Genomic DNA, 14345 nt, shown 5'->3' on the forward strand with positions numbered 1-14345 from the left:
AGTAATAAGGCAAAGGGGGAGAACATATGAAAGTAAAAGTCATCGAAAGAAGTTTAAAGTACCCGCCAAAGAGATGATAAAGGAGCATTGGGCATGGTCATTAAAATTAAAACAACCATTTTATTCTTTTTTTTCGTGGTTTTTCTCCTTTCTGGCAATGAAGCTATACATGCGGAAGCTTCATTGGATCTGGTAACTAATCATGAAGAAATCATTTCATTTAAAAATTTTCCAATCAATGATACGTCTAGCTATAAAGGTATTGAAACAAGTCAAAATGAAGAAACTATCTGCGTAAAGGATTACTTCATCCAAGAAGAAACCACTATTGGTAGAGATGATAGAGAAAAAATAATTAATACTAAAATTTTCCCTTATTCTGCATGCGTCTTTGTGACAGCCACTTATCGGAGTGGTGAGACTTATATTGGTTCAGGAAGCATGATCTCGCCCGATACAGTGTTAACAGCAGGTCATGTAATCTACAATAAGAAATTAAAACAATGGCCGAGATCTGTTACTGTATATCCTGGTGTTAATGGGTCCCATGCACCATTTGGACATTCAAGCAGTTCGAAGCTGGCTTCTTTGTTGGGGTGGACCAGAAGATTTGATCCCCAATATGATATTGGAATGATTAAATTAGATTGTCCATTAGGAATAAATACCGGATGGTTTGGTTTAACAAGTATAGCTAGAGCCGGTTTGAAAGTGACAAGTACTGGCTATCCTGGAGATAAGGCGCTACAAACGATGTGGACAAATTCTGGGGAAATTTCATCCGTAACACCCAATCATGTCTATTATCGACTCGATACATTTGGAGGACAAAGTGGGAGTGCGGTCTATAATTCAGCTAATCAAATCGTTGCAGTCCACGCTTATGCACAGGATCGTCAAAACTTTGGTACGAGAACAAATGCAGCAATCATTAATTGGATCAAGAACGATTTGAAAAATATGAGCTCTTTTCCTGGGACGTATGGTCCAATTTTGGATAAGTATTTTCGCGTAGAAAGAAACCCAAAACTGAAACTATTGACAGACTCTCCGATGTAGATGAAGGGACTGACAAGTATGTTAAATAATACTTCGACTAGACTTACCATTAATGAAAAGGTGGCTGTCAAAACTATTGACGGTGTATTTCGACTAGGCACAATTGCAGCGTTTGGTGAGCACACAGTGGTTATTTCGTGTGGTGCCTATCGGTATTTAGCAAGAAAAGAAGAGTTGCTGAAACTAGGTTATAAGCTGCCGCCATATAAGAAAAAGATGGGTGAAAAGATAACTAGAGGGATAATGTGGTATTAATACGGGAGTTTTAATCGGAAAGGGAAAAAATTATATTGCTAAAAAAGAATAAGCAGTGTTTAGTGGGTCTCATCATAACTCTAATGTTTATAAAACCCAATTTCATTACGAAGACTTTTAGACTTGATACAGATGAATTTGGGCCAGTAGAAATTGAAAAGTTAACGAATGGTACAACGGAACCAGAAATTGAAGCATCGGGTACTAAAGCGACTACTGCCAGAATTCCGGTCTATCATATTTTTAATTCGAACTCAGGAGATTCTCTTTATACAACGAATTCATATGAACGAGATAACTTAACGAGATTAGGCTGGAAGGATAAGAAACCCAATCTGTATTGTACAAATTCTGGTCAGAAATTGTTTAGGCTGTTTAATACAATTTCAGGAGAGCATTTTTACACACTAAATATAGATGAACGAGATACTTTAAAGAACTATAGTTGGCGGTATGAAGGGATTGCTTGGCTAACGCCTCAAAGCGGACAACCTGTATACAGATTGTATAATGGAAATCCAAAAGGTTCAGGAGCCCATCAGTTCACAACGTTAATAAGTGAACGTGATGCATTAATAAGAGATGGCTGGCGAGATGAAGGTATTGCTTGGTTTACAGAAACAACGAAAGATTCAACTCCTGCTAATTTAAATTTTTTAGGGATTAATAGACAGCTCATAATTGACGAACTAAGTAAACATGAACGTGATAGTTATTATCTGGGAACACCATATATAAAACTAGGTACTAATGATGCTTCTAAATATATGATTCCTGAAGTAGGCATGAATTGTACTGGATTTGTAGCAAAAGTGGTTCAAAATGCAGGAGGAGATTTAACTCAAATTACTAAAAGCTCTGATAATTGGGGCGGAGCAGCGAATGCTTATAATTGGAGAAATACTTTAAATTTAAAAGTTCGGTCGTATTCATTCAATAATGTATGGGAGCTGTTGAAAAGTAATAAAGTGAAGAAGGGGGACATCATTTATTTTGAAGCCGATTATTCAGAACGCAATCACGATTGTCATATCGGCTTTTTTTGGGGAGATAGCCCCACTGACAATCAGATGTGGCACTCAGCTCCTTCGGAAAATAAAATAGGGAAGCTATATTCTCCAGCTGGATATTCAAAAATAATTGTCTATAGTATATGAGAATTTAGACACTTGATTGTTGCTGCTGTAAAAGTTTGTCGTGGGTACATGGCTTGTTATTCTATCATTTAGAATAGGCCGAAAGAAAGGATGCGGTTAAGATGAAGGGGATTTTGTTAATTAGCCAAGGAAATTTAGCCGAAGGGATGAGAGACACTCTCGAGCTTTTTTCGGGAAAAGTAAATCAACTTGATGCAGTGACGCTATTTGCCGGACAAGATATTTCCGAATTTAGTGTAAATCTCGAAAGAAAAATAAACGGGATTGATACAGGTGAAGGGGTAGTAATTTTTTGCGATCTAGCTTTTGGTGCTCCAACAAGCATTGTTATAAAATTGTTGGTAAATCTCGAACATAGAGAAAAAATTCAAGTCATTACAGGCATGAATTTACCACTAGTTTTGGCATACAGCCAACTGAGATCAAAAAAAATTGATTTCAACGATATTGTTGAAGTGGGAAAATCAGGCATCATTAATTTAAATGAGAGCTTAATTAGCTAAGACAATTATTCACTTATTAGAAAGTGATGACCTCGGATTTAAGACTAAATAAAGGATGCTGTTAAAAAGAACTGCTGCAAAGAAAAAGCAATGTTTATTGGTGAATGATAAGTAAAAAAGGGTGATAACGATGGCAATTAAACACAACAAAACACTCGTTGCGGTGAATAGCTCAGAGCAATCGAGATTAACTTTACATGGATCGTTAGCAACGGAGTATAATAAAATTTTAGTTGCAGTGGATGGTTCAGAGCAGTCAAGGTTTGCAGCACACGAAGCGATCGCAATAGCCAAAAGAAACAAAGCAGAATTGACGATAGTCACTAGTATAGATCTTTCCGCAATTTCTCATGAACCGTTGATGGTAAGAGGAATTAGTAACGCTCTGACAATAGAAGCAAAGGGGATGCTGAAAGATTTCACCAAAATCGAGGTTAAAACTCCGATTGACAAAAGAGTTCTAATAGGAGTGGCTAAACATGAGATTATCAATCATGCCAAAGAGGAAGAAATTGATCTGATTGTCATGGGCGCAACCGGTAAAGGTGCAGTTGAAAAAGTATTTATCGGTTCAACGACAGATTATGTTTTAACTCATGCGCCCTGCAGCGTTTTGGCTGTGAGGTCTTTGTAAGAGTTATCACTTTAATTATCGTGAAAAGAGGATTATGGATTTGTAAAAAGAATCAAACGATCAATAATAAGCAGAAACGAAAAAGAAATTTTTGGCTACGCTGGCTTGATCGCTTACTATTACTTATCCCATAATTGGTTATTTTATCTAGTTCATGGTTAAAAAGCTAATCATCAAGATAGCGAGCAGTAACTTTTTTTCTTACAAAAATGGTGCGATTCCACAAGTTAATTAATGCTTTTTTAAAAGAATCAAACGATCAATAATAAGCAGAAACGAAAAAGAAATTTTTGGCTACGCTGGCTTGATCGCTTACTATTACTTATCCCATAATTGGTTATTTTATCTAGTTCATGGTTAAAAAGCTAATCATCAAGATAGCGAGCAGTAACTTTTTTTCTTACAAAAATGGTGCGATTCCACAAGTTAATTAATGCTTTTTTAAATATGTTTGAAAGGAAAAGCTGCGGAGAATTTCCGCAGCTTTTTGTATGAAGTCAATTAATAATAAATTGTTTTCGATAGGTTGAGGGTGAAATAGCGAGTTTTGAATGGAAAAACTTCGAAAAATAGGAGGAAGAGGAGAAGCCTGTTTCATAGGCGATCTCGGTAATGGTTAACGAGCTTTTTCGAAGTAAGGAGCAGGCCTTTTGAAGCTTCAGATTTTGAATATACTCGCTGGGCCCGATTCCTTTATGGGTTTGGAACAGCTTATAGAGATACGTGCGATCAATGCTGTTGGCTTCTGATATTTGATTGACACTGAGATTTTCTGACATATTGTCATCGATGTAATTCAGAATGTTTTTAAAGAGGTGCTCGCTTTGTGTCGTATCATCTGTTTTTAGATTCATTCTGTCGATGGTATCGAATAGAATGAAGGAAGAGGCCATCGTGCGAAAAAGATTTTCCTTTTTAAACGATTCGTAAATATCCTGAAAGAGAACGTCTATCCGATGATCAAAGGTGTGGCTGATGACACAATTTGATTTGTCCAATTTTAGTTTAGAAAAAAATTGATCCATTAGTTTTCCAGTAAAACCGACCCATCTGTACTGCCAAGGGTCTTCACGATTGGGATAATACACATTTTTACAATTCGAAGGAATGATGAAAAAATCGCCAGCGGTGATTTTTCTTTCCGGAAAAAAAGGCGTCGAGAAAAAGCCTTCTCCTTCGATACAGTAGTGGATCACCCAATAATCGATCGGAGCGTACTCCGTAGGCTTGGTTGAGCGACATTTCTCATAGCCAACCTCGCAAATATGGAACTCTGAGCTTAAATTTTCATTGTTGATTAAAATACTAATATCGTTTGGCACCGAGCTGTACATTCCATTCCTCCTTTTAAGTAATTAATGAAGAGTCAACATTATTACAAGTATTTGGAAACATTTCTTATTTTTTATATCATGAAAGCGCTATAAAATCAATGTGTAAATAAATATTGAAAGGATGTTTGAGATGGAAAATTCTAATTCAAGACAGCGCTTGGGGTCGGTGGCATTAATGCTGATGACCTTTTCGGCAGTATTCGCTTTTCCCAGCATTGTCAACAACAGTATCCAGATTGGGTTAGCGACAATTCCCGGTTATTTGTTCGGTAGTATCTTTTATTTTTTGCCGTTCATTCTAATGATCGCGGAGTTTGCTTCTGCTAACTCTGGAAAGGAGTCAGGTGTCCACAGCTGGCTGCAATCGGTTTTGGGAGAGAAATGGGCATTTTTAGGTGCCTGGTCCTATTTTTTTGTTAATTTATTTTACTTCTGCTCTTTGCTGCCGAATACCTTGATCTACGGTTCCTACGCTTTTGGCGGCCGTAATGTCTTTCAAGGCGGGAAGAGTACGATCATTATCGCAATTATTTCGATTCTGTTGTTTTGGCTGATGACGTGGGTTTGTATCAAAGGTGTTTCTTGGATCTCTAAGGTGACAAGCTTTGCCGGCAGCGCGCGTTTATTTATGGGAGTGGCTTTTGTCGTTTTAGCCTTTATCGTTGTTTTTGGTTTTGGCAACGAACCGGCACAGGACTTTACGATGCAATCAATTACGCCTAGCTTTAACTGGACCTTCTTCATGACGATGGCTTGGATTTTGCAGGCAGTCGGAGGCGGTGAAAGTATCGGAGTTTACATCAAGGACGTGAAGGGCGGCAACAGTACCTTCGTTCGGACGATGATCGGCGCTACGATCATTGTTGGGATCATGTATGTTTTAGGTGCTGTAGCAGTTGGATTTGTCGTACCTGTCGATGTGTTAAAGGGGAATTTCTCAAATGGGATCTTCGATATCTTTAAAATTTTGGGGACTCATTTCCATATTCCAAGTGGCGTGATGGTGCGGCTTGTGGGCTTGATCTTGTTTATCGGCAGTCTTGGATCGTTAGCTTTATGGACTGCAGCTCCTGTTAAAGTTTTTTTCTCAGAGATTCCAGAAGGGGTCTTTGGTAAGTGGCTGGTGAAAACAAATGAAGAAGGAAATCCTACTAACGCCTTGATCGTTCAAGGCTTTATCGTGACGCTGCTGTTGATTATTCCGGCGTTAGGTATCGGTAACATGGACAGCTTTCTTTCTACCTTGATCAATATGACAGCGTCTACATCCTTATTGCCAGTGCTATTTTTATTGATCGCCTACATCGGCTTGCGATTGAAAAAGGATGACATGACCCGCAGTTTCCGTTTCGGCAGTCGTTCATTTGGGATTTTTGCAGGGGTCGCATTACTGTTGATTTTCATTTTTGTCTTCTTTATGTCAACGGTTCCTGATCCGCAGCTGATCATGGCTGAGATAAACGGGACACTTCCGGCAGGAGAGGCAAGTCCGATCGGAATGCTGGTCTACAATATCGTCGGACTTGTGATCTTTATGGGCTTTGCTTGGATCTGCTGGATTCGCTATGAAAGAAAATCAAAAGGATTAAACAACGAAGAAACTAATGTTGAGGTGACAGGTAAATGAAAATTTGGGAAAACTATCAAGTAGATCAGATCAATCGTTTGGAAGGACGAGCACATTTTTTATCGTTTCCAACCAAAGAGCAGGCGTTGTTAAATGAAAACAAGTATACGCATGCCTTCAAAAACTTAAATGGCATCTGGAAGTTTATGCTAGTAGATGCGCCGGAATACAGTCCAAGCAAGTTTTATGAAGCGGACTTTGATACGGCTGAAATGGCGGATATCAAGGTTCCTGGCAATTGGCAGGTGCAGGGCTATGGCAAGATGCATTATTCCGATCTTTGGTATAACTTTCCAATTAATCCGCCGTATGTGCCAACGGAAAATCCAACGGGGATCTATAAGCGGCAATTCACGATCGATGAGAGCTTTAAAGGCAAGAAAATGATTTTACGTTTTTGCGGCGTTGATTCGGCTTTTCACGTTTGGATCAACGGGCATGAGGTTGGTTACAGCAAGGGTGCTAGAAATGAAGCCGAGTTTGATATTACCGAGTTTGTGCAGGAGGATGCCGCTAACGATTTGACGGTGCGTGTCTATCAATGGTCTGACGGCACTTATTTAGAGGATCAGGATATGTGGTGGCTCAGCGGCATCTTTAGAGATGTGGAATTACTGGGCGTACCTTATGCCGGGATCAATGATTTTACGGTAGTCGCTGATTTGGATGACGATTATAAAAATGGTCTGCTAGATCTATCATTCAAATTCCGCGAAGCAAAAGAACAGCAGATTGAAGTGTATCTGCTCGATCCGTCTGGCAAACAGGTATTGAGTCAGAAAATCACTAGCGAACAGGAAAGTCTTCATGCAGAGATTCCTGATGTTAGACATTGGACAGCGGAAACGCCTGAATTGTATCAATTGCTGATATCTGTGTACGATGGGGAACATTTGGTTGAAGTCATTCCGCAAAAGGTAGGCTTTAGAAATATCCGTTTAGCGGGCGAAGTCTTCCTAGTAAACGGTGTAGCGATCAAATTTAAAGGAGTCAATCGTCATGATTACAATCCTCGAAATGGCCGTGTCGTTTCGAAGGAAGAAATCGAAAAAGATATTCTTTTAATGAAGCAGTTCAATATCAATGCCATTCGAACCAGTCATTATCCTGCATCTTATTATTTGTACGATCTTTGTGACGAATACGGAATGTACGTGATTGATGAAACGGATCTGGAATGTCACGGCTTTGAGTTAACTGGAAAATACGATTGGATCAGTAACGATCCAGAGTGGGAAACCGCGTATGTTTCCAGAATGGTCAGAATGATCCAGCGGGATAAAAATCATCCGTCGATTATTATGTGGTCCTTGGGCAATGAATCGGCCTTTGGCACTAATTTTGTGAAAATGACCGAGGTCGCGAAAGAAATGGACCCTACACGACTAGTTCATTATGAGGGAGATTTTGACGTAGAGGCTGCTGATATTTATTCCACTATGTATACCTGGTTGGAGCATCCGAGCAAGAAACCATTGATGGAAACGATCATTCAAGAGTCGAAGAAACCGCATATTCTATGTGAATATTGTCATGCGATGGGAAATGGTCCGGGAAATCTAAAGGAATACCAAGATCTCTTTTATGCACATGACAAATTACAGGGCGGCTTCATTTGGGAATGGTTTGACCATGGGATCGAGTCCTATACCGAAGACGGTGAAAAATATTACCGCTATGGCGGCGACTTCGGCGATGATCCTTCCAATAAAGATTTCTGTATCGACGGTATGCTGATGCCGGATCGGACACCTTCGCCGAGCTTGTATGAATATAAAAAGGTGATCGAACCGATCCAGACAACAGCGATTGATCTAAAAATTGGCGAGATCGAGCTGCTAAGCCGTTTTGATTTCCAAAATCTGCAAATTTTTGATTTGTATTATTCCATTTTTGAAGACGAAACATTGATTGAAGACGGAACGATCTCGTTGCCTTCGATTCCAGCACGGGAGAAAGCAACGTTAACCTTGCCGTATAACTTGGATTTTGTGCCTAACCCTGCAAGCTATTTCTTGAACATTTCCTATCAATTAAAGGCAACAACGGCTTATGCACCAAGAGGATTTGAATTGGCTTCAGCGAATTTTGAGCTTCCGATCAAAACGGCAGGCGTAGAGATCACACCAAGCGGTCGTTTGCAGGTTGAAGAGGCTGACACTACGCTGAGTATTACAGGCACCAACTTCTTGGCAACCTTTGATACAGTTAGAGGAACGCTTCAAAAGCTGATAAAAGATGGTCAGACGATCATTGAACGGGGACCGAAATTCACCATGTGGCGGGCGCCAATCAGTAATGATATGGAGATTATTGACGAAATGAAGAAACAATACTTCCTTCATTTAGAACATGAAATCGTCAATTCGTTTGACTGGAAAGAAACAGATCAGGCGGTTCAGATCACCGTCAAAACGATCAACTCAACGACAAACAGCGCATGGCATTACAAGTGTACGTATACGTATACTATCTGCGGAAGCGGCGACATTCTGTTCAACTTAGCGGGGGTTCCTAGCGGGAAGATCGATACCGCGCCAAACATGCTGCCGCGTTTAGGTGTCACGATGCATGTAAATAAGGACATGAATCAAGTGAAATATTTAGGACGCGGACCAAGAGAAAACTATGTAGATTCAAAAGAAGCCGGTTATCTTGGTGTCTATCGTTCAACGGTTGCGGAGATGTTTACGAATTATGTTGTTCCGCAGGCGAATGGCAACAGAATGGATACAAGATGGGCTGCATGGATGGATGATCGCGGGCAGGGATTATTTGCGGAAGCTGCCAAAGGCTTCAATTTCAGTACTTCTTATTACGAGGAAAGTGATCTGGATAACGCGAAGCATACCTGTGATTTAGCAGAACGCGACTATGTTGTTGTGAATCTTGATTACAAACAAAACGCCTTAGGCAGCTATTCCTGCGGACAATGGCAGCTAGAAAAGTATCGAACAACTTTTGAAGAGTTTGAGCTGTCCTTACGCTTGACTGGATTTAATGCAAAGGAAGTGGATGCTGTAGCACTGTCTCATGAAGTTGTTAAAACATCTTTTTAGGAAATAAATAGAATAAGCCGCTCAGTTTGAAGTAGAAACTGGGCGGCTTAGTTTTAGTCGTGTGAGAACGAATGATTCACTATCCCTAGCTTTATTTTATAGTGTGGGTGTCTTTAAATTACTGATCAAATCCGAAAAAGTCTTCATATGGAGTACCGACATACTGAATATGATTTTTGGTTTTTAAGTATTCCAGCAGACCTTCTGTTCCGTCTTCACGACCGATCCCGCTGTTTTTGTTGCCTCCGAATGGAGTTTCGATATTTGATTTCGACACACAGTTCATCCAAACAGTACCGGCATCTAATTTTTCAGCAACCCAATATAGTGTTCGAATGTCTTCAGACATGATCGCAGCACCCAGACCAAAGCGGGTGTCGTTGGCTAATTCGATAGCTTCATCCATTGTTTCGTAACGAGTGACTGCCAAAACAGGACCGAAGACTTCCTCTTGGAAAATCTCCATATCTCGTGTCACATTTTCAATAATCGTTGGTTGGAAATAGAATCCTTTATCATAGTCGCCTCCTGTCAGACGTTTTCCACCGATCCGTACCTTGCCACCTTCAGTAATCGCCCGATCAACAAACCCTTGGACGCTGTTCAAATGTTTTTCACTGACAAGCGAACCCATTTGAGTTTTCTCATCTAAACAATCACCGATCCGCAGACGGCTGATTTTTTCAGTCATACTTATTAAAAAGTCTTCATATAAATCATTCGGTAAAAGCAGTCGAGAGGTGGAGACGCAGACTTCACCTTGGTTGGTACAAAAGCCTTGAATCGCGGAGTTGACTGCGGCATTGAAATCACAATTAGAATCCACGATCATCGCACTTTTTCCGCCTAATTCTAATGATAATTTTTTGATTCTTTTGGCCTCGGCAGAAGCGGTCATAAAACGGCGTCCGACGCCTTCGCTACCAGTCAAAGCCACCATATCGACACTATCATTGGCAAGCAGCTCCTCACCGACGATTCTGCCAGAGCCTGAAATAGAGTTATACACACCAGCAGGAACCCCAGCTTCCAAGAATATTTCGCCTAAGATTTGAGTGGTGACCGAGGTGATTTCTGCCGCTTTGCAGACAACCGTATTTCCAGCCGCCAAGGCCGCAGCAATGGAGCGTGTAAGTAAATGAAGGGGGAAATTCCATGGGGCGATCGAACCAACAACACCAAATGGTTCATATGTGACATAGTCAAATAGGTGTTTTCCTGGAACTTTAATCACTTGTCCTTTTAAAGATTTGATTCCATCTGCGTGAAAGCGAAAGGCTCTAATGGAGAGAGGAATATCGATACTTCTAGTTTCAGAAATCGGCTTTCCTGTATCCATCGCTTCCCATTTAGCAAGTTCTTCAAACCGTTCTTCCATAATATCTGCTACTTTGTGCAAATAAGCGGCGCGTTCGTCATAATCTAAATCTGACCAGCATCCAGAATCAAAAGCCTTGCGAGCAGCTTGGATCGCGGCTTTAGTATCCTCTGTAGTTCCTGAAAGTAATTCAGCGATTACTTCGCCATTGCAGGGATTGATAGCTTGAAATGATTTGTTTCCGGTACTGTCCATCCATTGATTCCCATAAAACAACTTAAACTTTTTCATTTTATATTCCTCCTAAAAATTTTTTCATAGTTATCGAAAGAAAACGCTTACTTAAAATTGAATGTATAGATTCAGAATCGGCACAACTGAATTCAAACGATGTTTTTTCCATAAATACTCGATCAGCAACTAAAATAAGCCTGCAATGCATCAACTTTGTCTGTTTGTTCCCAAGGCAGATCAATGTCAGTACGACCAAAATGACCATAGGCAGCGGTTTGTTTATAAATCGGGCGGCGCAAGTTCAACATGTCGATGATCCCAGCAGGGCGTAAGTCGAATAGTTCACGAATCGCTTCGATCAACTTGTTTTCTGTAACCTTGCCGGTACCAAAGGTGTTGAGAGAAATAGAGACGGGAGCGGATTTTCCAATGGCATAGGCTAATTGAACTTCTACTTTGCGGGCTAAGTTGGCAGCAACAATATTTTTGGCGATGTAACGGGCGGCGTAGCTTGCTGAACGATCCACTTTCGTAGCATCTTTCCCGGAAAAGGCACCTCCACCATGACGAGAGTAGCCTCCGTAAGTATCGACTATAATTTTTCTTCCTGTTAAACCGGCATCTCCTTGAGGCCCGCCCACAACGAAACGACCAGTAGGATTAATATAATAGTTTGTCTGGTCATCCAATAAGCGTTCATCGATGACTTCCTTGATGACTTTTTCAACGATGTCATTAAAGATCGTTTCATTATCAACTGTTTCGTCGTGTTGGGCGCTGATAATGATCGTGTCGATTCGTTTTGGCTGACCGGCTTCATCGTATTCGACTGTTACTTGTGATTTTGCATCAGGTCTTAGGTAGCTGATTTGATTTGTTTTGCGCAATTTGGTTAAGTATCGAACGAGTCGATGGCTTAATGAAATCGCTAGCGGCATCAATTCCGGCGTCTCATCAACGGCGAAACCGAACATCAAACCTTGGTCTCCTGCCCCAATTTTATCAAAATCCTCCACGGTTTGTCCTTTAGCTTCTAAAGAAGTATTGACTCCTTGGGCTATATCAGGTGATTGTTCATCAATTGCTACTAGAACAGCCGTTGTTTCACAATCAAATCCGAGCCGTGCATCGTTGTAGCCAATTTCTTTCAAGGTTTGGCGAACGATTTTTTGCATATCGATATACGCATCGGTAGTTATTTCACCAAAGACTAATACCAAACCAGTTGTTACAGAAGTTTCGCAAGCGACACGGGCCATTGGGTCTTTTTCCAAGATCGCGTCTAAAATCGCATCACTGATTTGATCAGCGATTTTGTCGGGGTGTCCCTCAGAAACAGATTCTGAAGTAAATAATTTCTTTTCTGTCACAATATCCCTACTTTCCTTAAAAACGTTTTCATTTATCTTTGTTTCCTTTGATTGTATTCAATCTGTCTCTTATACACATCTAGATGTGTATAAGAGACAGCCTCTATGCATTCAACAATTGTATACAATTAATAGAAAAAGAATACAATAACCAAAAATTATAGGAGTGTGTAGCGAGTTATGATGAAACGTGACGAGCTGTCTCTTATACACATCTAGATGTGTATAAGAGACAGTTATAGGAGTGTGTAGCGAGTTATGATGAAACGTGACGAGCTGTCTCTTATACACATCTAGATGTGTATAAGAGACAGGTATTAGAGTGTGTAGCGAGTTATGATGAAACGTGACGAGTATGTAGAAAGTCTCAAAGAAAAAAACATGGACGTGTATGTGATGGGAGAGAAAGTAGAAGATACGATCACCCATCCAATTATTGAACCTTCACTAAATTCAGTCGGAATGACTTATGAGATGGCTCAAGAGGAAGAATACGAAGAGTTAATGACTGCGACTTCATCATTGACTGGCAAAAAAATCAACCGTTTTACACACATCCATCAAAGCACCGATGATCTGATCAAGAAAGTAAAAATGCAGCGATTACTGGGTCAAAAAACAGCTTCATGCTTCCAGCGCTGTGTGGGGATGGATGCAGCTAACGCGATGTTCTCAACTACTTTTGAGTGTGACCAGGCTCACGGAACAAACTATCATGAACGGTTTACTAAGTATTGGGAAATGGTTCAAGAAAATGACTGGGTAGTTGACGGAGCCATGACTGATCCGAAAGGGGATCGTGGAAAATCACCTTCTCAGCAATCTGATCCAGATATGTATTTACGCGTTGTTGAGCGCAGAGAAGATGGCATCGTCGTTCGTGGAGCGAAGGCCCATCAAACAGGAATGGTCAACTCCCACGAAGTCATGGTGATGCCGACAGTTGCTATGAAGGAAGCAGATAAGGACTATGCCGTGGCCTTTTCAGTTTCAGTTGACACCCCTGGGATTCTAATGATCTACGGTCGACAAAGTTGTGATACGAGAAAGCTTGAACCAAATGCCGATATTGATTTAGGAAATAAGCAGTTTGGCGGACATGAAGCACTGGTAGTTTTTGAAGATGTCTTTGTTCCAAATGAACGGATCTTTATGGACGGCGAGTATGACTTTTCAGGAATGCTGGTTGAACGCTTTGCTTCTTATCATCGTCAAAGCTACGGTGGCTGTAAATGCGGTGTTGGTGATGTCTTGATCGGTGCGACTGCTTTATCCGCTGAATATAACGGCGTAGCAAAAGCCAGTCACATTAAGGATAAAATTATTGAGATGAATCATTTGAATGAAACACTTTATTCCTGCGGGATCGCTTGTTCCTGCCAAGGGAAGAAGACAGCATCAGGAAATTATTATGTAGATACATTACTAGCCAATGTTTGTAAACAAAATGTTACGCGTTTCCCTTATGAGATCAGCCGTTTAGCAGAAGATATTGCAGGTGGGTTGATGGTTACACTACCAAGTCAGCTTGATTTTGATAATCCTGAATTACGTCCTTACATTGATAAATATTTAAAAGGGATTGATGGTGTGTCTACTGAAGATCGGATGAGAATTTTACGCTTGATTGAAAACATGACACTTGGTGCTGCCGCTGTAGGCTATAGAACAGAATCGATGCATGGTGCAGGGTCACCGCAGGCTCAAAGAGTGATGATCGCTAGACAGGCAAATGTTGAACACAAAAAGGAATGTGCGAAGAAAATTGCAGGGATCAAGGAAGGTAGTTAATATC

The 14345-nt window shown here is 40.6% G+C and carries 11 protein-coding genes; 8 read left to right on the forward strand and 3 right to left on the reverse strand.

The window, feature by feature from the left end:
- Positions 1-93: 93 nt before the first annotated feature.
- The 5 genes from A5875_RS22395 (at position 94) to A5875_RS22415 (ending at position 3608) form a co-directional block, all read left to right on the forward strand.
- Positions 94-1059, forward strand: a complete 966-nt coding sequence (locus A5875_RS22395) for a trypsin-like serine peptidase (RefSeq protein ID WP_088935763.1) — start codon at positions 94-96, stop codon at positions 1057-1059.
- 18 nt (positions 1060-1077) lie between these two features.
- Positions 1078-1314 carry a hypothetical protein gene (locus A5875_RS22400; protein ID WP_088935764.1) on the forward strand — a complete coding sequence of 79 codons (237 nt, stop codon included), beginning with the start codon at positions 1078-1080 and terminating at the stop codon, positions 1312-1314.
- Between the two features lie 35 nt (positions 1315-1349).
- On the forward strand, positions 1350-2471 hold the full coding sequence (locus tag A5875_RS22405; protein WP_088935765.1) for a hypothetical protein: 1122 nt from the start codon (positions 1350-1352) through the stop codon (positions 2469-2471).
- Between the two features lie 101 nt (positions 2472-2572).
- Complete coding sequence (locus A5875_RS22410; protein ID WP_088935766.1) at positions 2573-2974, forward strand: PTS sugar transporter subunit IIA; 402 nt, start codon at positions 2573-2575, stop codon at positions 2972-2974.
- 130 nt (positions 2975-3104) lie between these two features.
- Complete coding sequence (locus A5875_RS22415) at positions 3105-3608, forward strand: universal stress protein (protein WP_088935767.1); 504 nt, start codon at positions 3105-3107, stop codon at positions 3606-3608.
- Positions 3609-4105: 497 nt separating this feature from the next.
- Here A5875_RS22415 and A5875_RS22420 read toward each other — a convergent pair whose 3' ends face one another.
- Positions 4106-4942 (reverse strand): AraC family transcriptional regulator, encoded by an 837-nt coding sequence (locus A5875_RS22420; protein WP_088935768.1) that lies wholly within the window; start codon positions 4940-4942, stop codon positions 4106-4108.
- A gap of 130 nt (positions 4943-5072) precedes the next feature.
- On the opposite strand from A5875_RS22420, the gene A5875_RS22425 reads away from it, so the two are divergent.
- Both A5875_RS22425 and ebgA read left to right on the forward strand, forming a co-directional pair.
- Complete coding sequence (locus tag A5875_RS22425) at positions 5073-6569, forward strand: amino acid permease (RefSeq protein WP_088935769.1); 1497 nt, start codon at positions 5073-5075, stop codon at positions 6567-6569.
- On the forward strand, positions 6566-9628 hold the full coding sequence (gene ebgA / locus A5875_RS22430) for a beta-galactosidase subunit alpha (protein ID WP_088935770.1): 3063 nt from the start codon (positions 6566-6568) through the stop codon (positions 9626-9628). The genes A5875_RS22425 and ebgA overlap by 4 nt, the downstream gene beginning before the upstream one ends.
- Before the next feature lie 118 nt (positions 9629-9746).
- Here the strand turns inward: ebgA and A5875_RS22435 are convergent, their stop codons facing one another.
- Together A5875_RS22435 and metK are read right to left on the reverse strand one after the other, a co-directional pair.
- A complete protein-coding gene (locus A5875_RS22435) occupies positions 9747-11237 on the reverse strand; it encodes an aldehyde dehydrogenase family protein (RefSeq protein ID WP_088935771.1) in 1491 nt (496 codons plus the stop codon).
- Positions 11238-11359: 122 nt separating this feature from the next.
- On the reverse strand, positions 11360-12550 hold the full coding sequence (metK, locus tag A5875_RS22440; protein ID WP_088935772.1) for a methionine adenosyltransferase: 1191 nt from the start codon (positions 12548-12550) through the stop codon (positions 11360-11362).
- 336 nt (positions 12551-12886) lie between these two features.
- On the opposite strand from metK, the gene A5875_RS22445 reads away from it, so the two are divergent.
- Positions 12887-14341, forward strand: a complete 1455-nt coding sequence (locus tag A5875_RS22445) for a 4-hydroxyphenylacetate 3-hydroxylase family protein (RefSeq protein ID WP_088935773.1) — start codon at positions 12887-12889, stop codon at positions 14339-14341.
- Positions 14342-14345: the final 4 nt, after the last annotated feature.

This window comes from Enterococcus sp. 3H8_DIV0648, from assembly GCF_002140655.1.
Lineage (GTDB): Bacteria > Bacillota > Bacilli > Lactobacillales > Enterococcaceae > Enterococcus_A > Enterococcus_A hulanensis.